Genomic DNA, 22,343 nt, shown 5'->3' on the forward strand with positions numbered 1-22,343 from the left:
AGTGTTACAACGTTTCAATATTTATCCTACAACAGCGTAAATATCAGTTTCACGCATAATCAGGTAGTCTTTACCTTCGTAAGGGAATTCGGTACCACCGTATTTACCATAAATTACAACATCGCCAACTTTTACACTAGCTTTTTTACCTTCAGAATCTTCTTCAGAAACAGAAACAACAGTTCCTTTAGATGGTTTTTCTTTAGCAGTATCAGGGATATACAAACCCGATGCAGTTTTTTCTTCTGCCGCAGCCGGTTCAACAATAACTCTGTTCGAACTGCCAGCAATTGGTTTTAGGTTTAACGCCATAACTTTTATTATTTTTTATTTTATTTTGATTTAAGTTTTTTAACTAAGCATACAATTAACACTTTTTATGCCAATAGTTTTTCAGGGACAAATTTACACCTGTACTGTCAAATTCCTAAACAATTAGAGAATATCGTCAAAAATTGGATGTCAGCTTGGCAGGATGTCTAAAATTATCACGCCATTTATTATTAGAAAAAGTACGTAAGTGGTTAATCGCTTAGGGTTGGCCCCGCTTTTCACTTCAATTCCTCCCCCGATGAAAAATCGGGTTCCGGGCTTTACGTTACAATCGGGTTTAGGTGGGTAAAGTTTTGAGTTATACTATTAGGATTTATCATTTTAAAAGAATATTCAGCTAATTGTTCGCAATTGCCAAAGCCTTTTCTAAAACTTCATCCTTTCCAGCTTTTATTCCTTCAATTGTTGGTTTTATCATAACATCTGGAACAATTCCAATTCGCTGAGTTTCTGTTTTATCAGGATAATATGTCCCTAAACTGGTAAACATAGTTTTTAAACCTCCAGGTAAAACAATATAAGAAGCATTACCATCTGCTCCAGATGTTTGGCTTCCAACCACAATAGCGTTAGGTGCAGTTTTAAGTGCCATCAATGTATATTCAGCATGACTTTGCGTTTTCTCATTACAAAGCAAAATCACTTTTCCTTTATAATAATTGGGATTCACTTTTCCACAATAAGAAGGCTCTTTATAATTGTAAATACTTGGATTATTCACATCGGGAATAGTAAACAAAACGAAAGGTTTTGGTTTATCATTTAAAAAATCTGCTATTTTTCTCATAGTGCCTTTCGGGTAATTTCTTATATCAAAAATAATTGCTTTAGTGTTTTTTAAATTATTTAACACTACATCAACCTGTTTTTGTTCCAGGTTTCCCATGTTTATATAGCCAATATTGCCGTTCAAAATTTTACTGGTATCAGTAACATTAGTTGCATTATACTTATAATTTATCTCATTGAAGCTATATCGCCTCAGCGTTTTCTTCTCTATAATGCCAGTCCTTTGAAATTCGGTTTCCACTTTACTGGTTTGACCATTAAACAAAATATTGTAGGTATCTCTTAACTTCACTACTTCATTTGATGCACCTATAAATTTCGAATTTCGTTTAACAATCTCTTCTATAGTCGATCCGCCAATTTTAACGAAAACATCTCCAACCCTTATATCATCATTTTTACACAGTTCTTCATTATAAAATCCAATTACAACCGCTTTATTATCAATTATCTTAAAACTGAAAGGAACCCATTTTAAACCAAAATATTTATTTGTAAAGATTGTTGAAAATTTTCCATGACTGTCGTCAATTTTGGCTGTTAATTCGAGTATTGCTAAATGATAAGTGGTTGTATCTCCCGCATCCTTAAATTTTGGAATCATTTCTCCCAGAACATTATTCCAAGGCTGGTCAGTTTTATATTTGTAGGGAAAAAAATAGTTAATAATATTCCAGTATCGAGATAATGTTAAAAGCCTCATCTCCGAAGAAGGATAAATAGAGTCCGGATATTCTTTTTCGTTATCAAAATTTGCATTTCCAATGCCATTAACTTGGCTTATGTAGTAGTTCGATTGCTGATTTCTATTTTTCTTTATATTGTCTAATTCTGCAATTACGGTTTTATCTAAAATTGTAGAATCTGTAAGCAATTTAAAATCGTCGTTTACTTTTAAAGTTACCGCCTGATCTATTAAACATTTTTTGCACTCAACAGGTTTCCCGATTCCCTTAATCCAATTTAAATAATATTGATTAATTGCCTGCTTGGAATTGAGCTTATTCAAATCTTTAATTCGTGTTGTAAATTCTCTATCCCAATCTATTTTACCTTTCGCAATAATAGAATGATGGTACTTTAAAAATCCCCAGATTTTAATAAATGTTTCAATTTTTTTAGTTTCAGGAATCTCTTGTTTTGCAAAAGAAGAATATGAAAAGGTTAAAAGTATGATGATTGGGAGGATTGTTTTCATTTTTAGACGCCTGATAATTAGCTTCCTAAATATAGAAACTTGTTAAATAATATTTTCTTTGTGAGCCGTGGAATGCAGTTCTTTTAACAAAGTTTAACAATGGTAACTAACTATTATAAACGCAAAAAAGCTTTCCCTTTTGAGGAAAGCTTTTTTAAAATGTTTTGTTAATACTAATTATTTCTTCGTTGTATCTGCTGTTGCAGGTTTTGCAGGAGCAGTGTTATTTGTTGCACCGCCACCAAGTGGAGAAGGTGAAGGCAATTTGTTTAAACGGTCCTGAATTTCAGTATTACCCGATGCAGCAGCACCACCGTTTGTTTTAGCAATTGTAGTAATTGATAAAGTTAAAACAACAATAACAGCCAATAATACCCACGATCCTTTTTCTAAAACATCGCCTGTACGTTGTACACCAAACATATTGCTGGTGCCGCCACCAGTTGCCAAACCACCACCTTTAGGGTTTTGTACTAAAACAAATAAGCCTAAAGCAACACAGGCAATAATTAATAAAATGATTAAAAGGGTTACCATGATAATATATATTTTTAAAATTTCTTTTCTATAGATTGGATAAGGTCGGCAAAGTAACCACTTTTTTCTGGATATTTCAAACTTAATTTTTTATAAGTATCTATGGCTTTGTGGTAAAGCATTTGCTCGATGTAAATTTTAGCTAAAGTTTCCGAAACAAGGTCGTAATGGTCTTCTGCGCTTTTCTTCGCCTTGTTCTCATTATCAATTTGTTCGGGCTTTGGTGGCTTTATAGTAGGGTCTTCTTTTAAAAACCGCTCTATAATCTCGGCACTTTTAGCATCTTTAACTTCCGTTGCCGGGTATTCTGCCAAATGATCGGCCACCTCAAAAGGCGTTTGAATATGAAAAATATGCTCTACATACTGCTGCTGAAATTCTGCCTGCGGCTGGTTTGCCGTTTGCGGCTGCCGGGTAACTTCTGGTCTGGGCTGCGCATAAGGCTGGAAAATCTGCTCATGCTCTTTGCGTGTTTTTGCCAGCCACCATAAAAATGTATAAGGCAGCTTATCATCATCATACCTCGATACAAAGCTGTGCTCAGGTTCGTCGGGAACTACCGTTTCAATTTCAGGTGCTGCAGCTACAAGCGTATTCGATTCTTTTTGTTCGAAAGCAAAAAAATCTGAAGATACCACACTCTCTATATAACGCTCTTCAGTAATGGTGTTATCCGTTAAATCATTGTCTATACCTGGCAGGTTATCTGCTGTTTCTATGGCAGGTGCTTGTGCTGTAAGTGGATTTAGCTGTTCTGTTATCTCATCAAAAACCTCCGGTTCAACGGCTGTGCTTTCTAAAATAGTATCTACAGGTTCAGCTTGCGAAATTTCAGGTACTTCTATTATGTCTTCTTCCTCAATCGTTTCCAGTTGCAATAAATTGTATAACACCTTTCCGTTACTATACAAAGATGCTCCCGGAACATAAGCGGCATCAGCTCTGGCCAAAAGCAAACGTACTGGCTGTGCGTAAGGATATTGCTCCAACATTTCTTTCAGCATAGGGATATGCTCTTGCCCAACTTTTCCGGGTTGTGCCAATAAATTTGCAAGTAGCTGTTTGTTATCCATTACTGAGGTTTGTTGCTAAGATAAATAATGCAGGCGGTTTTTAAAACTTTAAACTACCATTGGGCAAAAGCCCTGTTAAAAATATCTTCGGTAAGTTGTTTGTTTATCTGCTCAATGGCTTGCGCCTGAAGGCTTTGAATTGAACCACCTACCGGAAAATCGAAATAGCGGCTAAAACTCTCTTCAAAACTTTCCTTTTCGTGGTCTTTAATATTATTGATGTACTTTACCTTAACCGTAATGGTTAACCTGTTGTTCGAAGCTGTTGGCGTAGCACTTGATGTTAAAGCCACAGGCTTAATTTCGTATCCCGTAATATTACCCTCAAAAATAGCATCGCCTTCGTTTGGCGTAATACTTAATTTAGTTTGACTACGGATACGCGATTTCAGCGCCTCTGTAAATTGCTGGCTTAAGGTAGGTACTACCAGTTGCGCATTGTTCTCAAAAAAACGTACAGTTACCGTTTTTAAACCTTCGGTTGATGCACCACTAAAAGTGTAAGCGCAGGCGCTTAAGGTTGCAATAAAAAGGAGCGCAAGGATCTTAATCTTCATAAACTGATTTATAGACTTAATTCTTTAATCTTTCTGTAGAGCGTACGTTCGGATATGCCTAGTTCCTGAGCAGCGAACTTACGCTTGCCCTTGTGTTTTTTAAGCGCTTTTTTTATTAAATCAGATTCTTTATCTATCAATGATAACGATTCTTCTACCTCTTCAGCATCGTGGGCATAGTTGTAATCGGCGTTGCTGTTATTATTGTTGTTCGAGGCTGGTTGTTGTATGGTAAAGCCGTGTTCCTGACCTGCTGGCAATTCCACATCGCGGTATAACTGATTAATATATTGTGGATTATCGGCAAGAACCGTAGCGGTGTTACCTCCATGCTGAATAATCTCCGCAACAAGTTTTTTCAACTCCACCATATCCTTTTTCATATCAAAAAGCACCTTGTACAAAATATCTCTTTCCGTAAAGTCCTCTTTCGATTGTGGATTAATCGCCATTGGCAAATTACTGCCAGCTTCGTTCGGGATATAGTTTAATATGGCCTGGCCAGTAACATTCCGGTCTTTCTCTAAAACGCAAATCTGCTCGGCAATATTTTTAAGCTGACGAACATTGCCCGGCCAGCTGTAGTTGGTTAAAATCTGGATGGCATCAGGCTCAAGCTGTAATCCCGGGCTACGGTACTTGTCGCTGAAATCGGCTGCAAACTTTCTGAACAATAAATAAATATCTTCTTTACGCTCTTGCAAGGCAGGAATACGTAACGGAACAGTGTTTAATCTGTAATATAAATCTTCGCGGAATTTTCCGTTTTTAACCCGGTTGTAAACATCTACGTTTGTTGCGGCAATAATGCGAACATCCGTTTTCTGAACTTTAGATGAACCTACGCGTAAATATTCGCCGCTTTCTAAAATCCTTAATAAACGGGCTTGTGTTCCCAATGGGAGTTCGGCCACTTCATCTAAAAAAATAGTACCGCCATTGGCCACTTCAAAATAACCTTTACGGGCCTCGTGTGCGCCAGTGAAAGAGCCTTTTTCGTGACCGAATAATTCAGAATCAATAGTTCCTTCGGGTATAGCGCCACAGTTTACGGCAATGAAAGCACCATGTTTCCGGGCACTCATTTGATGGATAATTTGCGAGAAAACTTCTTTACCACTTCCACTTTCGCCAGTAATTAATACCGACATGTCTGTTGGTGCAACCTGGCTCGCAATATCGATGGCACGATTAAGCAGCGGAGAGTTTCCAATAATACCGAATCGTTGTTTAATATTTTGTGTATCCATTCTTTAGTATCAAGTATTAAAATTGGGCTTTAGTTAGTCAGACTTTCCGCTTTAAGCATTCAGCTTTAAACTATCTTTCCAATCAGCGTAGCTGAAGTACACCTTTCGATGTATACATTAGCATAATCGCCTGGTTTAACGCCATCAACAGCCGGAAAAATTGCCATTGCGCCGCTATCACCTCTTCCACAATAATCTTTATCCGATTTTTTTGATGTTCCTTCAATCAACACGCGAACGGTTTTGCCAACCCACTCTTGCAAACGCATTAAAGAGTGTGCCTGCTGTTTAGCCAAAATCTCCGCTAAACGGCGCTTTTTAACCTCTTCCGGGATATCATCTTCCAGTTTACGGGCAGCTAAAGTTCCTGGTCTTTCTGAATAAGTGAAGTTATAGGCAAAATCATATTGCACATAATCCATCATACTCAAAGTTTCCTGGTGCTCTTCTTCGGTTTCGGTACAGAAACCCGCAATAATATCAGTAGAAATTGCACAGCCGGGAATAATATTTCTGATGGCATCAATACGGTTAATATACCATTCACGGGTATAAGTGCGGTTCATTAACTCCAACACTCGTGTATTTCCCGATTGTACCGGCAAGTGTATGTAGTTACAAATGTTGTCGTATTTAGCAATGGTATGTAAAACCTCGTCGGTAATATCTTTAGGGTGCGAAGTAGAAAAACGAACCCTCAAATCAGGGCTTACCAAAGCCGTTTTTTCCAAAAGCTGGGCAAAGTTTACACTTTCCGAGCCATCTTCCGAGGTCCAGGTGTAAGAGTCTACATTCTGTCCTAAAAGAGTAACCTCTTTATAGCCGGCATCAAATAATGCTTTAGCTTCTTCGATAATTGAATGTGCATCACGGCTCCGTTCGCGGCCACGTGTAAATGGTACAACACAGAACGAGCACATGTTATTACAGCCGCGGGTAATCGAAATAAACGCTGTAATACCATTGCTGTTTAAACGAACAGGGCTGATATCGGCATAAGTCTCTTCGCGGGATAATAATACGTTTACCGCTTTATGTCCGCTCTCTACCTGCTCAATTAAATTCGGTAAATCACGGTATGCATCAGGGCCAACCACTACATCAACCAGGCGTTCTTCTTCTAAAAACTTAGATTTTAAACGCTCGGCCATACAGCCTAAAACCCCAACGATTAACTTCGGATTGCGGCGTTTTTCTACCCCAAATTGCGAAAGGCGATTTCTAACCCTTGTTTCTGCATTTTCGCGGATTGAACAAGTATTAATGAAAATCACATCAGCCTGATGATAATCGCCGGTAGTTTCAAATCCAGTTTCCGAAAGTATAGAAGCAACGATTTCACTATCAGCAAAATTCATAGCACAACCATAACTCTCGATGTATAATTTACGGGCATCGGCTTTAACCGGCGTATCTAAAATTAAAGCTTCGCCTTGCCTTGCTTCATCATGCGTCTTATCCTGTACTTGTAAATCAATCATTCTTTAAAAACTTTTGGGGATTGCAAAAATACATAAATAAAATTAAAAGTGACAAATTGACATATTTAGTTTAAATGTTTACAAAGGGATTATTTAAATCGCCAACATATCCATTGCCGTCGACATCAGTCAACGGATTTTATAGCAGCAAACCTTTCTCCTGTCTATCTGTTAAATATCCATAAACCTCGAAAATGATAGCTCAAAACAGAAATAAGTTATGGATATGGATTGCCAGTATTTTAGGCGGATTAATTTTAATTCTTGCCTTTGGTGCGATGTTTATCAGCGCCCGCTGGAAACCTATCCTTACCGAAAAAATCAAATCTGGCGTTTATAATGGCTCTCATCACTTATATAAAATTGATTTTAAAAGCATCAATTTAAATGTAATTACCGGAAGCCTTGCACTTCGCGATGTTACCCTCACGCCTGATACGAGCGTATTTGACAGCTTAAAGGCATTAAAACTTGCACCTGCCCATACTTTCGAGTTGAAGTTAAAAAAACTCCAGATCACGCGGGTTGGAATCTTAACCGCTTACTTCAAAAAACGTGTCGATGTAAATGAAATCAGATTGGATAAACCATCCATTAATATGATTTTTAATAAAGTGCCTAAAAAAGCCGACACGGCAAAAACAGAAAAATCGCTTTACGAACAAATTTCGAAAACCTTTAAATCGATTCGGGTTCATTCGGTAAAAATCGTTGATGCAGACTTTGATTACATCAACAAAAGTGGTTCTAAAAAAACGAAAAATTCCATTAAGCATCTCGATATTACCGTTAAAGATTTTCTACTGGATTCGTTATCTGGCAGTGACACCTCACGATTTTACTACACTAAAGATATTTCGTTCCAGCTGGCGGGTTATAAATCAATTACGAAAGACAAAATGTATTCGATGAAAGTTGACACCATTACGGGTTCGGCAGCATCAAAAAAAATTACCGTTAAAGGCTTTAAGCTTACCCCGCTTTACCCTGAATTAACCTTTGCAAGAAAGTACAAAGTTCAGAAAGACCGTTATAATTTTACTTTCAATAAAATAGAATTTAATGGGGTAGATTTTATTGGCTTAAATACCGAGCAGAAACTTTACGCAAAATCGTTGAAGATTGGCCCTGCAAACGTAGAAGTTTTTATGAGCAGGGAATCTCCTCCGCCGCCGGGATTTGATAAAGGCCGAAACTATCCGCACATGGCGCTAAAACGATTGAATATACCTGCCATTATTGATACCGTTCAGTTAAAAAATGTTGATTTAAAATATTCAGAATATAATCCGGCTAGCAAGAAAATTGGCGCCGTTGAGTTTAAATCCTTACATGGAAATATCCTGAATGTAACCAACGATAGCCTGCAACTGGCAAAAAACAATCACGCTGTAGCCGATTTATATACATTGCTAATGGGCTCAGGAAAGCTTAATGTTAAAATTGATTTCAACCTGACTGATAAAAATGGTGCTTTTGCTTACAGTGGAAGCCTGGGCAAGTTTGATTTTAAAAACCTGAATGCGCTTTCTAAAAATCTCGGCTTAATTGAGATTGAAAGCGGGAATGTACAACACATCGATTTTAAAGCAAATGGAAATTTACGCTCCGCTTCGGGCTCAATGAATATGCTTTACAACAACCTGAAAGTGAAATTGCTTTCTGATAATATCGACGGTGAAGGCACCAGGAAAAAGGGATTTCTCTCCTTTTTGGCAAACACAATACTGGTTAAGGATGAAAACCCTAAAAAGGGCGAAGCGCCCAGAACTGCCACCATGAATAACAGCAGGATTAATTCCGCTTCATTTTTTAACCTGATGTGGAAAACCGTTTTCGTGGGCATAAAAGATATTGTTGGTGTAGGTATTGTTCCGGAGAAGAACCCAGTAAAACAGCAAAAAGTCATCACCAAAAAGATAAGGGAACAAAAACGGGCCGACCGCCGTGAGGCCAGGAAAGCAAAAAAGGAGAAAAACTGACTGAGGCTTTCAACAAATCTCTTTTAAATGTATATTGCTGATAAAACCAGCCCTGTCTGTTAAATGCCAGAAACGAAAAAACGACGATACAAAATTTTTAAATGGATTACGGGTGTTTTACTCCTTCCCTTTTTCTTGCTTTCTGGTATTGCATGGTTTTTAAATGTTAAGTCTCGTCCGTTGTTAACCGAGCAAATAAAAACATTGCTCTACAAATCAACCGATAGCCTCTATACCATCAGTTTCAGCAAAGTAAGCACAAACATTTTTACGGGAAGCGCTGCATTACAAAATGTAAAAATCTCGCCCGATACCAACCGTTATAAGGAATTGGTGGCATTGAAAAGAGCGCCTAACAACCTTTATACTATTACTTTAAAGAAGCTTGCTGTTCAGCATTTTCACCCACTAACACTTTATCGCGAAAAAAAGCTTCAGATTGAGGAAGTTTTATTTGATAAACCGGAGGTTTTTATGGTTAATCGTCAGCTAAGCTTTAATGAAAACCGGGCACCAAAACCTATCAAATCACCTTACGCATTTATCGCTAAAAGTTTAAAAGAGTTTAGTATTGAAAAGATTTTTTTTAGAGACGCCACTTTTAACTACGTAAATAAAAATGTAAACCAGTTCGATGTATTTTCTATCGATGATTTGAACATTACTTTAGTGGATTTACTCGTTGATTCGACCTCTTTTGAAGATTCAACCCGCTTATATTTATTAAAGGATGTTTTATTAAACCTGAAAAACTATGAATATAAAACGCCCGACAGCATGTACAAAATTAAGCTCGATCAGCTCGATTTTAAGGCATCAACGGGATTATTAAATATAAACAAGTTTGGTTTAGAGCCACGTTATGACGAAATGAAATTCGGTCAGGTTGCCGGTTATGCTAAAGACCGTTTTAACATCTCGATGAATGATATTTCACTAAGTGGGATTAACCTGCCGTTATATATTTCCAAACAGGAATTACGGGCAAAAGAAATGGCAATTGCCAACGGTTTTGTTGCCGTATTTAACAACAATAACTTACCAAAACAGCAAAGCGAGAGTAGAATCGGCAAGTATCCACATCAGCTTTTGCAGAAAATAGGTGCACCTGTTCGGGTTGATAAAATACAGTTGAAAGATGTTGATATCAGCTATGCTGTTTACAACAAGGAAAGTGAACAAAGAGGGAGGATTTCTTTTGAGCATACTTCCGGAACAATCAGTAATGTAACAAATATCGACAAGGTGAAGGCCGTAAAGCCCATAATGCAGGCGAGTTTAAACTCTTATTTAATGGGACAAGGCAAATTAGATGTCGACTTTAAATTTAACCTTGCTGCAAATACCGGCGATTTTTCTTACAATGGGGTTTTACAGAATTTTAATGCCAGGGTTTTAAACCAGATTACCAAACCACTCGGGCTGGTTAGAATTAACCGCGGAAACGTAGATAAGCTGAGATTCGATTTTAAGGCTGATGACTTTGGCTCAAAAGGAACTGTTGGTTTTTCTTACTTCGATTTATCGGTCGCCTTAATGAAAAACGACCCTACTAAAGACCATTTAGTAAAGCGAGGCCTGATTTCATTCCTCGCCAATGCCTTAATCATAAAATCTGAAAATCCCGGCCCTGATGGCAAGCTAATTCCCGTAAAAGTAAATTACGTTAGGCCAGAGAACACATCATTTTTTAATATGATTTGGAAAACGCTTTTCATTGGTGTTAAATATAGCGTTGGTATTACCGAAGAAAAGCAAAATGAAATAAAAGAACATATTGCCAAATTCAAAGCCATGCGTGAAAGCCATAATTTACGGAAACAAAAAAGATTAGAGCGGCGCAGGCAAAGAGAGCTTGAACTGAAAAACGAAGGCCGTTAACCCAAACCTTGTAACCTTTTAATATATTTATGCTCTAAATTAAAAATCTAAAATTATGATAGCACTTATTATCGTTGGCGTACTGCTCTTAATCGGAATTTTCTTTTACAACTCACTTATTGGCAAAAAAAACCAGGTTACAAATGCTTTTTCTGCCATTGATGTAATGCTTAAAAAACGTTTCGATTTAATTCCAAACCTCGTAGAAGTTGTAAAACAATATACAAATTACGAACAGGGAACGCTTACAAAAATTGTTGAACTTCGTTCGAAAGCCGTTTCCGGAAACATCAGCGATGCCGAAAAAGCCTCAATAGATGCGCAACTAAGCAGCAGTGTTAAAGGCCTGATGGTTAATATCGAAAACTATCCGGATTTAAAGGCGAATTCGAACTTTAACAACCTGCAAAATACCTGGACTGAAAGCGAAGAGCAAATTGCCGCAGCAAGAAGAACCTACAACGCAGCAGTTACAGATTACAATAATGCGATTATGATGTTTCCGGGAAGTATGTTGGCCGGCATCTTAAACTTTCAACCGATGGCTGTTTTAGCCACGGCAGAAGAAGAACGCAAAAACATCAGCGCTAAAGAACTTTTCAATAGTTAATGATTAACGTTGATGGAAATGTGGCCTTACAAAATGTACTTGCCACATTGGAAATTGAGCGGCAAAAAATAGCCTCAACGCAAAAGAAAGGCTATTTTTTTATTGCCTTGGGTATTATTTTAGCCATAGCCGGATTTACGCTCGGGCTCCCTGTGCCGGGGGCTATAGCCGGACTCGCCTCGTTAATATATGGCGGTGTTATCTTGTATAAAATTTCTGATGAATTAAAGGCTTATAAAGAAGCATTTAAAATCGATGTAATTGGTACGGCGTTAAAATCGCTCGACCAAAGTCTTGTAATTGAGCCTTACAAAGGCATTATGGCCTATGAGTTTGAGGGGACACAGATTTTCTCAGAAAGACCCGATCGTTATAAAACCGAAGATTTGGTAATTGGAAATGCAGGCAAAACAGGTTTTTATTTTGCTGAAGTACATGCCGAATATAAAACACAGGTTCAAACCAAAAACGGAACCCGCACAGAATGGCATGATATCTTTAAAGGGATAATTTTTGCAGCAGATTTTAACAAAAACTTTAATGGTGTAACCATATTAAAACCCAAAAATTTATTCAGTACGATGACGGCATGGTTTTCGAAAAATGTATTTTCTTTTGGCAATAAAGATGTTGTAACGTTGGAAAACAGCGAATTTAGCAAAACCTTTATCACCCATTCTACCGACCAGGTTGAGGCAAGGTATATTCTTACTCCGGCGATGATGGAGCGGATTTTAACCCTAAACAGGAACACGAGCAGCACAGTTTCCTTATCCTTTATAAGCAGTAAAATGTATATCGCTTTTCCGCTAAGCAGAAATTATTTTGAGGCACCGGTTTTCAAAACACTGCTTAATCCTGATTTACTTAACCAGGATATTGCTGTTATCAATTTCATGTATGATATTGTGCGGGAGCTGGATTTAAATACCAGAATCTGGGGAAAAAATTAACTTAAATGTTTTCTCACAATTTCTTCAAGTGCAGCAATATCAAATGGTTTTGATAAGTAGCTATCGGCCCCGGCTTCGTCAGCCAGCGCAGAAATATCGTTGTTTGCTGAAAAATAAATCACCGGAATATGTTTTAAATCGGGGTGGCTTTTAATGGCTCTTGTAGCTTGTATTCCTCCCAGATCAGGCAACCAGTTATCCATAAAAATAATATCGGGCATATAAGCGGCCACCTGGGTTTGAATATCATTCGCCGTTTCGGAGGTTTTTATTTCATAACCGGCATCTTCTAAAATGAAGGTACATAAATCTAAAATATCTCTGTTATCATCAAAAACAAAAATTTTCTTTGTATCTGCCATAAATTTTATCTTTCGAGGGTAACTTAATATTAGTTAATTAATTCATTAATAAATCCTGCCATATCTCCTGCATCCAGAATAATGCTTTTCTTAAGCTCATTTACCGCTTGTTGAGGCATATATGGCATTATTGCTGTATTTGGATTCTGTATAACCACCAAACCGCCATAATTGTTTACGGTTTTTAATCCTTCCACCCCATCGGCATTAGAGCCTGAAAGTAAAATACAAACCAGTTTATCTTTAAAAACATCCGATGCAGATTGAAAGGTTACATCAATAGAAGGCCTTGAATAGTTTACCTTCTCTGAATAATCTAAGGATAAAGTTTCATCTTCTTCAATCAGTAAATGGTAATCGGCCGGAGCGATATAAACATTACCTGGCATTATCTTTTCCTTCTCTTCAGCTTCCTGTACCATAAGGTTAGTACGGCTTTTGAGCAAATCACTCAGCAGGGCATCATTTCCCGATTTACGGTGCGTAACCAGAATTATAGGAAAGTTAATGGCATCACTTAATAATGGAAATATTTCGAGTAAAACATCCAGGCTTCCCGCCGAACCTCCAATAATCAGCGCTTTGCATTTCGCTGAGCTTAAAGCTTCCGCCATATTTTTTCAGTTCTAATGCGTTTATACTCTCTCGCTCTTGTCCAGAAATCAAGGCTTTCTTTGCTTCCCAATGCCAGATAACCCAATTTTTCAAGACTATTATCAAACAACTGAAAAACTTTATGTTGTAAATCCTTATCGAAATAAATCAATACATTTCTACATAAAATAAGCTGAAATTCATTGAAAGAATGGTCGGAAACCAGGTTATGAGTAGAAAAGATCATTTTACTGCTTAAGGTATCATCGAACTTGGCCAGCGAATAATTTGCCGTGTAGTATGATGAAAAATCCTTTACCCCACCCGACTGGACATAATTTTCTGAATAGCTTTTCAAATAATTTAACGGGAACATGCCTTTTTTGGCCTTATCCAAAACCGAAGGATTAATATCGGTGGCATAAATGAGCGATTTATGAAGCAAATTCAATTCCTTTAATACAATAGCCAATGAGTAAGCCTCTTCACCGGTTGAACAACCAGCCACCCAAATCCGGATAAAAGGATAAGTACCCAGATTGGGTAAAACATCATTTCGCAAGGCTTTATAAAAGCCCGGATCGCGGAACATTTCCGTAACATTTACGGTAATTTCTTCAAGAAATCTTTTAAAATATTGTTTATCAGTTTTTACCGTATACCTGAACTCGGCAAAGCTCACAAAATTATCGAGCGCATATAAACGAATAATTCTCCTTTTAATTGATGCATGAGAATACTCCAGAAAATCGTAGCCGTGAGTTTCCAAAACATCATTAAGCAACATTTCTATTTGCTCATTATCTATCGCTTCGCTAATCACCCTTTATTTTGTAACTTCCTGTATTTGTATAATCAATTCATCAACATTTATTGGCTTAGAAACATAACCCGAAGCACCGGCCCTTAAGCAACGCTCCCTATCGCCCACCATGGCTTGCGCCGTTACTGCCAGCACAGGAATATCACGCATTCTTTCCGATTTTTTCATTGCTGCAATTGCTTGATAACCGTCCATATCCGGCATCATCATGTCCATTAAAACAACAGCTATTTTATCGTTTTCAGCAATAATATCAAATCCTTCCTGAGCGCTTGGTGCTGATAGTGTTCCATATCCTTTGGCTCTTAGAACAGCTTTAAGGGCAAAAATGTTTCGATTATCATCGTCAATAATGAGTATTAATTTTTGAGACATATTCGTTAATAAAAATTAAGATTTATGATGATTTTCGTATAACCAAACCCTTAACAGCGAAACCAGCTGATCCATATCTACAGGCTTACTGATGTAATCGGATGCACCTGCAGAAATACACTTTTCACGGTCACCCATCATGGCTTTTGCCGTAACAGCCAGAATCGGCAGGTTCCGGTATTTAATATCCTGCCTGATTGCCGTTGTGGTTTCATACCCATCAAGCTCAGGCATCATCATATCCATTAAAACCACATCAACCGAAGGGTTTTCATTCAATAGTTTTAAAGCTTCTTTACCATCAGTTGCCGCAAGCACTTTCATTTGATGCTGCTCCAGCATTTTAGTTAATGAGAAGATATTTCGAACATCATCATCAGCAACCAGAACGGTTTTACCTTTTAAAACATCCTGTAACTCTGAAAACTTTTGAGCCGACTTGTTCTTTCCTTTATTTTTTTCTTCAACCAAATGAAGGAATAACCCCGCCTCATCCAAAATACGCTGGTAAGAATGTGCCGTTTTCACAACGATAGAATCAGCATATTGCTTAATCCTGTTCTCCTCACCCTTCGACAGGTTTTTTCCTGTAAAAATAATAATCGGAAGGTTTTCCAGTCCTGGTGTTTTCTTCACTACTTCAAGGGTTTCGTAAGCATGTTTATCCGGAATTCCCATATCCAGGATTACGCAATTTATTTCCGGTTTGTGTAAAGCAGAAACACTTTGCCCAACCTGGTTTACAATTTCGGTCTGGATATTGAAGTTGCTTAAAAAATAACTTAACGCTTTGGCGTGCTGCTCATTCTCCTCTACAATTAATACTTTTTTAGGGTGACGACTTAAGGCATGTTCCAACTTTTGGAAAATTTCCTGCATGTGCTCAAAAGCAAAAGGTTTATTGATAAAGTCAACCGCTCCTTTTAATAAACTTTCCTTTTTAACCTGCAACGAAGACATGATGTGAACCGGAATCGGACGTGTACCTGGATCAGATTTCAATTCCTCCATAACTTGCCAACCATCTTTAACCGGTAGCTGAATATCCAAGAGAATGGCCAACGGCTTGTAAGCTTTAGCCATTTCAATTCCGACATCACCACGAACGGCAACCAATCCTTTGTAATCTCTTTTACGGGTAAAATCGAGTAATGTTTTCGCAAAAGGCGTATCATCTTCAACGATAAGAATTACCTTATCATCCGGCTGAATATTATCGCGGTCATCTTCTATTTCCTGCGGAATATTGTCAACGGTTAAATGGCTTATTTTCGCCGCAGGCTCTGAAATGACAACAGGTTTTTCAAAAGATTCTTTAACATCTTCAAGGCCTTTGTTTTTGTCGACAGGCAAGGTTAATGTAAAGATACTTCCTTCATTTTCCTTACTTTTTAAATCGATATAACCACCTAAAAGTTTTGCCAGTTCGCGACTGATTGAGAGGCCCAATCCAGTTCCTCCGAATTTACGTCTTGTAGAACCATCAGCCTGCTGGAAAGCTTCGAACACCATCCCTTGTTTCTCAGGAGCAATACCAACACCGGTATCTGTAACTTTAAAAACCAGGGCGTTTTGTTTTTCGTCCTTTTTGATATCCAGCGTAACAGAACCTTCTGTGGTAAATTTAATCGCGTTGGATAAAAGATTTTTTAAAATCTGCTCCAGTCGCATTTTATCGGTATGAAAAAACTCTGGCACATCGGCCGATTTATTAACGGCCAGTTTTAAATCTTTCTCGTTAGCTAAAGGATTAAACAGCGAACGCATGTTCAGCACAATATCATCAATTTTGATATTTGCCCTATCCAACTCCATCTTACCTGCTTCAATTTTTGATAAGTCGAGAATCTCATCGATCAAACTCAAAAGACCTTGTCCGGAGCTCTGAATAACCTCTGCATATTCCTGATGCTCGCGGTCCATCTCCTCGTTTTCGGCCATCAATCTCGATAACAATAAAATAGAGTTTAATGGCGTACGCAACTCATGCGACATGTTTGCCAGGAATTCCGACTTATATCTTGTACTCAACTCTAAAGCCTCAGCCTTTTGTTGAATTTCGATATTCCGTTCTTCAATGAGCTCATTTTTCTCTTCAAGGAGGCTGCTTCGTTCTTCCAGCTCCTGGTTACTTTGTAATAATTCTTCCTGCTGTACGCGAAGTTCCTCTTCAGAAGCCTGAAGTTTTTGTGCCTGTGCTTCCAACTCAGCATTCATGCCTTCGAGTTCATTATGCTGAACCTGTAATTCTTCAGATTGCGCCTGTGTTTCTTCCAAAAGCAACTGCAGTTTCTGGCGGTTTTGGGCACCCAGAAGCGCCGTACCAACATCAGAAAGCACAAGATTAAGGAAGTGTAATTCTAAATCGCTAAAAGCATTTATTGTACCAAGCTCTAAACCGCCGGTTGTAATTCCATTCCTGATAATTGGTAAAACCAATAATTGTGCTGGTTTAATATTGCCGGTTGCGTAAGAAACGGTTAGTTCTCCTTGAGGAACTTCATCCAATAAAATTGATTTTCCGGATTTTACGGCCTGACCGATTAACCCTTGCCCGATTTCGAGTATTGGTGCTAAATCGTGTCCCTTTAAAGCAAACTGTCCCTTTAAATGTAAATAACCGTCATCCTTAAAAAGATAAATTGCTCCAACCTGGCTTTTTGTATATGTGGCCAAAAATTCTATAATATCATCAGCTAAATGGAAAACGTCTTTCTCGCCAACCATTTTCACATTTAAATTTGCAACACCAGTTTGCAACCACTCGTTTTCGGCTAATGTATCAAAAGATTTTTTTAACGAGCCGGACATGGTATTTAATGAATCAGATAGTTCGCCGATATCATCCTGGGTTTGGCTATCGAGCTTAACGCCATAGTTACCGATAGAAATCTGATGGGCGATTTCTTTAATGGCAGCAATGCGTTTTTCCATCTCATATTTTTTATCCTCAATTTCCTTCTGCAGTTTAACACGTTCATCAAAATCAATGGATACTTTTCGGTAAAAGAACAATGTTATTAAAACAGCCAGTAATGCCGCAATCAAAATCAGTATTGGTGTGTAAGAAGTAAGCTTATTAAGATCAGCAGTTCTATTTTCGAGCAAACGCTTTTCTTCTTTTATCATTTTACCAACCGTTGCCCGGGCCTGATCCATGTAAACTTTACCTTGAAATAAAACTGTTGGATCTACTTTTCCACCCAATGATTTTATTTCGATAGTAGATTTGATGATATCTAACCTGCGAAGCAAAATATCTTTTAATTCAGCTACACTTTTTTGCTGTGCGGGATTATCTTTTGTGTTCGCCGCAATTTTATTCAGTGTGGCCAGTGCAGTGTCGGCAGCGCCGTTATAAGGATCTAAAAAAACTTTATTTCCGGTTAGAAGATAACCTCTCTGGCCTGTTTCGGCATCTTTTAAAGTTGAAATAACGCCTTCAACATTTAAAATTACTTCGTCGCTATGTTTAACTAGTTCGGCACTTTTAATCAGGTTGCTAATACTTACGTACGAAGCAAGTGAACTGATAAAAAGAATAATAAGCGATAAGCCGAGGCCTAACCGTAAATTATTTTTAAGAGTTGTTTTCATTAAAATATTATAGTTGTTTGTTGGTTTTATGTGTTGTATTCTGGCTTAGTTAATGGTTTCGGGTATTTCATCCTGCGATTTCAACACCACGTCTTCATCAATCGGAATGATAAAGTAAAATTCCGATCCTTCCTCAGGAACACTATTTACCCCAACCGTGCCGCCATGTCGTTTAATAATTTCCGAGCAAATGTACAAACCAATACCCAAACCATTAAAACGGTTGCTGTTTTCTTCTACGCGATAGAATTTATCGAATATCTTATGTTGCTGATCTGCAGGTATTCCAATGCCAAAATCTTTCACCGCCAGATAAAGCTTTCCATCTTTAATATTAATGGTAACATTAACCTGATTTGTACCGGGAGCATATTTAATAGCGTTGCTCATAAAATTGATGAGCACCTGCTCTAAACGCATTTCATCGCCAAAAATCATTTCGTTGGTTTGCCCGAGTTTAGTGATCTTAAAATCAGGATTAGATTGCTGCATCATTTCTATGGCATTATTAACCATGTTATCTGCACAGAAAGACTTCATGTTAAACTTAAGCTTTCCGCTTTCAATTTTTGAAATATCCAGCAAATCAACAATTAACTCATTGAGCTTTTCGAGCTGAACACTAGCCTTTTCCAGGTGATTTTGAGCCATTGCCTTATCTTCCTTGTTAAGGCTCCGCTGCAACAACTGCATATAACCTTTAACACTCGTTAACGGTGTTTTTAGCTCGTGGCTCGCAATACTGATAAACTCATCTTTTTTGTGTTCGGCCTGTTTCCTGAATTCAATTTCTTCCAAAAGCTTTTCCTGCATTTCGGTAAGCTTACGGTTTTGCTCATAAATGCGATAAAAAGTTTTTATTTTAAGCAACAGAATATTAATATCAACCGGTTTGGTTATATAATCTAAACCGCCGCTTTCGTAACCTTTGGTTATAAAACGTAATTCGGTATTTACAGCCGATAGAAAAATAATTGCTGTATCTTTTGCCTTACTAAACCCGGAAATAGCCTCAGCAACTTCAAAGCCGTCCATTTCGGGCATTTGAACGTCGAGAATAATCAGGACGTAGTTATTTTTTAAAACCTTTTTTAACGCTTCCTCTCCTGAAGGTGCAGTATCAACCTCAAAATTGTGCGCCTGCAATACTTTCTGTAAAGATACTAGGTTTTCAGGCCTGTCGTCAACAATAAGGATCATCTTTTATAAAACATTAGGGATGCCTGATTCAAGTGTTTGGTTTATTTTAGGTGAAAAATTCCTGTAACTGTAAACAAACAGCGTTGTTTTAAAAATGTTTTAAAAACTTTTATTTTTTATAATTCGGTCGAATTAAAGGTATCACCTTTTTTAATATCCCCAGTTTCGAATCCTTTTTTAAACCAATACATCCGTTGCTGCGAAGTACCATGAGTAAAAGAATCGGGAGTTACCTCACCGGTTGCCTTTTTTTGCAGCTTATCGTCGCCAATGGCATTTGCCGCAGTTAAAGCTTCCTCAATATCACCCTCATCAAGCTTAAAATCTTTTAGGTTTTGTGCGTTGTGCGCCCATAAACCAGCAAAAAAGTCGGCCTGAAGTTCCAGCTTAACTGATAAGCGATTGTATTCCTTTTCGCTAACACGACCACGGGCTTCCTGTAATTTATCGGAAATACCTAAAAGGTTTTGGACATGGTGTCCAACCTCGTGAGCTATAACGTAAGCCTGGGCAAAATCGCCGGCAGCACCGAAACGGTTTTTAAGCTCATCATAAAACGTTAAATCGATATATACTTTGTGATCACCTGGGCAATAAAAAGGGCCAACAGCCGAACTTGCACTTCCACAAGCGGTTTGAACACCATTACTAAAAAGAACCATCTTAGGATGCTCATAAGTTCTACCCATAGCCTCAAACTCCTTATCCCAAACCTGCTCAGTCGATTCTAAAACACCGGAAACAAACTTCCCCTGTGCATCATTCGCAGGTACACCTTCCTTAACTTCGGTTGGCGCTCCTTGAGGCAGCTGGTTTACCAGGCCGGTTAAATCCTTACCGAAAATTAAACCTAAAACAACAATTATAATACCGATACCGCCTCCAAGAGCAGTTCTTCCTCCGCCACCACTACCCCTTTGATCTTCAATGTTATCGCTTCCTTTACCAAACCATTGCATAGCTTTAATTTTTCTTTATTGTTTTAACCGCCGTTAATTAAAATAGTTGTACTAAAGTATAAATTTTTTTGCTGATTAATTTATGCTCTAATGGTTTTAATTTTTAACCAAAAAAGCCCGAAATAATGGATTTCAGGCTTTTTAGCTATACTTTTTCGGATTATTTAATTATTGAAAATGGTTATCGCTTTTAAAACCCTCGATTTTGTTTCCTCTGCCCCTAGTAAAATAGCGATATCGAAAACGCCTGGGCCAAACTTTCCGCCAACTAACATAATTCTGAATGGCAACATTAATTCTCCCGGCTTAAATCCTTTATCTTCTGCCAATGCTTTAAAAGCCGCTTCGGCTGAAATAGCATCTTTTAATTCTAAACTTTCTGCAAAAGTGTTAAAAAATGCAGCCTTTTCTGCCGTCCATTTTGGTTTAACTGAGGCAACATCATATTCTTTTGGAGTTGCAAAGAAGTAACTGCTTTGTGTAGCAAAATCAGGTAATAATGTACACCTATCTTTTATCAAATCAATTACCGTATTTAAAAACACATCATCATTAACTTCTATTCCTGCTTTTTGCAATTCCGCTTTAACAGCCAACTGTAAACTGGCAACCGGAAACTGCTTAATCCATTCGTGGTTATACCATTTAGCTTTCTCAAAATCGAATTTTGCTCCCGCCTTGCTTATTCTTTCAACCACGAATTTTTCTTCCAATTCGGCAAGCGAAAAAACTTCCTGTTCCGTTCCGTCGTTCCAGCCCAAAAGTGCAAGCATATTAATGAAAGCTTCAGGAACGAAGCCCATTTCTTTAAATCCTTTTGTAATATCGCCTGTTTTTGGATCGGTCCAGTTCATGGCATACACCGGAAAACCTAAACGATCGCCATCGCGTTTGCTGAGTTTTCCGTGTCCATCAGGCTTTAAAATTAAAGGCAAGTGCGCCCACTGCGGCATATCGGCTTCCCAGCCTAAGTATTTCCAAAGTAAGATATGGATGGGTGCAGACGGTAGCCACTCTTCTCCACGGAAAGCGTGTGAAATTTCCATAGCCTTGTCATCCACAACAACCGCCAAATGATAAGTTGGCATGCCATCAGCTTTTAATAACACCTTATCATCAACAATCGAAGTATCGAAACTAACATCGCCCCTTATTAAATCATTAAAATGTACAACTTCGTTTTCAGGAACTTTAATCCGGACAACATATGGCGATTTTGAAGCTAATAATTCTTCAACTTCGCTAACGGTTAAGGTTAAAGAGTTACGCATTTGCATACGTGTTGCCTGCCCGTATTGAAAGTTCGGGATTTCCTTTCTTTTTGCGTCTAATTCCTCGGGGGTATCAAAAGCATAATAAGCATAACCATCGCTAATTAATTGCTCAGCAAATTTTCCATAACTCGGTTTGCGCTCACTCTGGCGATACGGCCCGTAAGCACCAGGCTTGCTTGGGCTTTCATCAGGTGTAATGCCGCACCAGTCTAAACAGTTAACAATGTATTCCTCAGCACCTTCAACAAAGCGGTTTTGATCGGTATCTTCTACACGTAAAACAAAAGTTCCATTGTGTTTTTTTGCAAATAAATAATTAAACAAGGCTGTGCGGACACCTCCTAAATGCAAGCCTCCGGTTGGACTTGGCGCAAATCGTACTCTAACTTTTTTATCCATGATTAAGCAAAGAGCAGAGAGTTATTGGCTTAGTGCCATGGTGCAATCCATGCTCACTTTACCTTGTACTATGCTCGATGCAAAGATATGTTTTTCATCCGTTATGCCATTAATGA

The 22,343-nt window shown here is 38.0% G+C and carries 19 protein-coding genes; 4 read left to right on the plus strand and 15 right to left on the minus strand.

Translation table 11 applies throughout. The features are described from left to right. Positions 1 to 21: 21 nt before the first annotated feature. From groES to miaB, 7 genes are all read right to left on the minus strand, one after another. Entirely contained in the window at positions 22 to 312 is a 291-nt protein-coding gene (gene groES / locus R2R71_RS05695; protein ID WP_025141798.1) for a co-chaperone GroES, read from the minus strand. Positions 313 to 670: 358 nt separating this feature from the next. Further along, positions 671 to 2,320 (minus strand): S41 family peptidase, encoded by a 1,650-nt coding sequence (locus tag R2R71_RS05700; RefSeq protein WP_316830291.1) that lies wholly within the window; start codon positions 2,318 to 2,320, stop codon positions 671 to 673. 177 nt (positions 2,321 to 2,497) lie between these two features. Then, complete coding sequence (gene secG / locus R2R71_RS05705) at positions 2,498 to 2,857, minus strand: preprotein translocase subunit SecG (RefSeq protein ID WP_316830292.1); 360 nt, start codon at positions 2,855 to 2,857, stop codon at positions 2,498 to 2,500. 14 nt (positions 2,858 to 2,871) lie between these two features. Then, positions 2,872 to 3,930 carry a hypothetical protein gene (locus R2R71_RS05710; protein ID WP_316830293.1) on the minus strand — a complete coding sequence of 353 codons (1,059 nt, stop codon included), beginning with the start codon at positions 3,928 to 3,930 and terminating at the stop codon, positions 2,872 to 2,874. A gap of 53 nt (positions 3,931 to 3,983) precedes the next feature. Next, entirely contained in the window at positions 3,984 to 4,487 is a 504-nt protein-coding gene (locus tag R2R71_RS05715) for an LptE family protein (RefSeq protein WP_316830294.1), read from the minus strand. Positions 4,488 to 4,495: 8 nt separating this feature from the next. Further along, positions 4,496 to 5,737 carry a sigma 54-interacting transcriptional regulator gene (locus R2R71_RS05720; RefSeq protein ID WP_316830295.1) on the minus strand — a complete coding sequence of 414 codons (1,242 nt, stop codon included), beginning with the start codon at positions 5,735 to 5,737 and terminating at the stop codon, positions 4,496 to 4,498. Between the two features lie 65 nt (positions 5,738 to 5,802). Beyond that, the gene (gene miaB / locus R2R71_RS05725; RefSeq protein ID WP_316830296.1) at positions 5,803 to 7,218 is read right to left on the minus strand and encodes a tRNA (N6-isopentenyl adenosine(37)-C2)-methylthiotransferase MiaB; all 1,416 of its coding nucleotides are present in this window, start codon (positions 7,216 to 7,218) and stop codon (positions 5,803 to 5,805) included. A gap of 194 nt (positions 7,219 to 7,412) precedes the next feature. On the opposite strand from miaB, the gene R2R71_RS05730 reads away from it, so the two are divergent. The 4 genes from R2R71_RS05730 (at position 7,413) to R2R71_RS05745 (ending at position 12,644) form a co-directional block, all read left to right on the plus strand. Then, a complete protein-coding gene (locus R2R71_RS05730; protein ID WP_316830297.1) occupies positions 7,413 to 9,200 on the plus strand; it encodes a hypothetical protein in 1,788 nt (595 codons plus the stop codon). 63 nt (positions 9,201 to 9,263) lie between these two features. Then, positions 9,264 to 11,081, plus strand: coding sequence for a hypothetical protein (locus tag R2R71_RS05735; protein WP_316830298.1), 1,818 nt, complete (start codon positions 9,264 to 9,266; stop codon positions 11,079 to 11,081). Between the two features lie 55 nt (positions 11,082 to 11,136). Then, complete coding sequence (locus R2R71_RS05740; RefSeq protein WP_316830299.1) at positions 11,137 to 11,691, plus strand: LemA family protein; 555 nt, start codon at positions 11,137 to 11,139, stop codon at positions 11,689 to 11,691. Then, a complete protein-coding gene (locus tag R2R71_RS05745) occupies positions 11,691 to 12,644 on the plus strand; it encodes a DUF3137 domain-containing protein (protein WP_316830300.1) in 954 nt (317 codons plus the stop codon). Before R2R71_RS05740 ends, R2R71_RS05745 begins: the two co-directional genes overlap by 1 nt. Here the strand turns inward: R2R71_RS05745 and R2R71_RS05750 are convergent. The 8 genes from R2R71_RS05750 to gltX all read right to left on the minus strand — a co-directional run bounded on the left by R2R71_RS05750 (position 12,641) and on the right by gltX (position 22,227). After that, entirely contained in the window at positions 12,641 to 13,006 is a 366-nt protein-coding gene (locus R2R71_RS05750; RefSeq protein WP_316830301.1) for a response regulator, read from the minus strand. The genes R2R71_RS05745 and R2R71_RS05750 overlap by 4 nt on opposite strands. Positions 13,007 to 13,035: 29 nt before the next feature. Beyond that, the gene (locus R2R71_RS05755; protein WP_316830302.1) at positions 13,036 to 13,620 is read right to left on the minus strand and encodes a chemotaxis protein CheB; all 585 of its coding nucleotides are present in this window, start codon (positions 13,618 to 13,620) and stop codon (positions 13,036 to 13,038) included. Further along, a complete protein-coding gene (locus R2R71_RS05760) occupies positions 13,605 to 14,387 on the minus strand; it encodes a protein-glutamate O-methyltransferase CheR (protein ID WP_316830996.1) in 783 nt (260 codons plus the stop codon). The genes R2R71_RS05755 and R2R71_RS05760 overlap by 16 nt, the downstream gene beginning before the upstream one ends. Positions 14,388 to 14,426: 39 nt before the next feature. Beyond that, positions 14,427 to 14,798 (minus strand): response regulator, encoded by a 372-nt coding sequence (locus R2R71_RS05765; protein WP_316830303.1) that lies wholly within the window; start codon positions 14,796 to 14,798, stop codon positions 14,427 to 14,429. A 15-nt stretch (positions 14,799 to 14,813) separates the two neighbouring features. Next, on the minus strand, positions 14,814 to 18,395 hold the full coding sequence (locus tag R2R71_RS05770; protein ID WP_316830304.1) for a response regulator: 3,582 nt from the start codon (positions 18,393 to 18,395) through the stop codon (positions 14,814 to 14,816). A gap of 45 nt (positions 18,396 to 18,440) precedes the next feature. Then, a complete protein-coding gene (locus R2R71_RS05775) occupies positions 18,441 to 19,595 on the minus strand; it encodes a sensor histidine kinase (RefSeq protein WP_316830305.1) in 1,155 nt (384 codons plus the stop codon). Between the two features lie 116 nt (positions 19,596 to 19,711). Continuing rightward, the gene (locus tag R2R71_RS05780) at positions 19,712 to 20,554 is read right to left on the minus strand and encodes a neutral zinc metallopeptidase (RefSeq protein WP_316830306.1); all 843 of its coding nucleotides are present in this window, start codon (positions 20,552 to 20,554) and stop codon (positions 19,712 to 19,714) included. 164 nt (positions 20,555 to 20,718) lie between these two features. Next, positions 20,719 to 22,227 (minus strand): glutamate--tRNA ligase, encoded by a 1,509-nt coding sequence (gene gltX, locus R2R71_RS05785; RefSeq protein WP_316830307.1) that lies wholly within the window; start codon positions 22,225 to 22,227, stop codon positions 20,719 to 20,721. Positions 22,228 to 22,343: the final 116 nt, after the last annotated feature.

The sequence above is a fragment of the Pedobacter aquatilis genome (assembly GCF_032678405.1).
GTDB classification, from domain to species: domain Bacteria; phylum Bacteroidota; class Bacteroidia; order Sphingobacteriales; family Sphingobacteriaceae; genus Pedobacter; species Pedobacter aquatilis_A.

Coding starts and splice junctions, on each gene's coding strand:
- R2R71_RS05765 (WP_316830303.1), bottom strand. CDS start 14,798: ATGTCTCAAAAATTAATACTCATTATTGACGATGATAATCGAAACATT.
- groES (WP_025141798.1), bottom strand. CDS start 312: ATGGCGTTAAACCTAAAACCAATTGCTGGCAGTTCGAACAGAGTTATT.
- gltX (WP_316830307.1), bottom strand. CDS start 22,227: ATGGATAAAAAAGTTAGAGTACGATTTGCGCCAAGTCCAACCGGAGGC.
- R2R71_RS05750 (WP_316830301.1), bottom strand. CDS start 13,006: ATGGCAGATACAAAGAAAATTTTTGTTTTTGATGATAACAGAGATATT.
- R2R71_RS05715 (WP_316830294.1), bottom strand. CDS start 4,487: ATGAAGATTAAGATCCTTGCGCTCCTTTTTATTGCAACCTTAAGCGCC.
- secG (WP_316830292.1), bottom strand. CDS start 2,857: ATGGTAACCCTTTTAATCATTTTATTAATTATTGCCTGTGTTGCTTTA.
- R2R71_RS05740 (WP_316830299.1), top strand. CDS start 11,137: ATGATAGCACTTATTATCGTTGGCGTACTGCTCTTAATCGGAATTTTC.
- R2R71_RS05700 (WP_316830291.1), bottom strand. CDS start 2,320: ATGAAAACAATCCTCCCAATCATCATACTTTTAACCTTTTCATATTCT.
- R2R71_RS05760 (WP_316830996.1), bottom strand. CDS start 14,387: ATGTTGCTTAATGATGTTTTGGAAACTCACGGCTACGATTTTCTGGAG.
- R2R71_RS05710 (WP_316830293.1), bottom strand. CDS start 3,930: ATGGATAACAAACAGCTACTTGCAAATTTATTGGCACAACCCGGAAAA.
- R2R71_RS05720 (WP_316830295.1), bottom strand. CDS start 5,737: ATGGATACACAAAATATTAAACAACGATTCGGTATTATTGGAAACTCT.
- R2R71_RS05775 (WP_316830305.1), bottom strand. CDS start 19,595: ATGATCCTTATTGTTGACGACAGGCCTGAAAACCTAGTATCTTTACAG.
- R2R71_RS05730 (WP_316830297.1), top strand. CDS start 7,413: ATGATAGCTCAAAACAGAAATAAGTTATGGATATGGATTGCCAGTATT.
- R2R71_RS05780 (WP_316830306.1), bottom strand. CDS start 20,554: ATGCAATGGTTTGGTAAAGGAAGCGATAACATTGAAGATCAAAGGGGT.
- R2R71_RS05755 (WP_316830302.1), bottom strand. CDS start 13,620: ATGGCGGAAGCTTTAAGCTCAGCGAAATGCAAAGCGCTGATTATTGGA.
- R2R71_RS05770 (WP_316830304.1), bottom strand. CDS start 18,395: ATGAAAACAACTCTTAAAAATAATTTACGGTTAGGCCTCGGCTTATCG.
- miaB (WP_316830296.1), bottom strand. CDS start 7,218: ATGATTGATTTACAAGTACAGGATAAGACGCATGATGAAGCAAGGCAA.
- R2R71_RS05745 (WP_316830300.1), top strand. CDS start 11,691: ATGATTAACGTTGATGGAAATGTGGCCTTACAAAATGTACTTGCCACA.
- R2R71_RS05735 (WP_316830298.1), top strand. CDS start 9,264: ATGCCAGAAACGAAAAAACGACGATACAAAATTTTTAAATGGATTACG.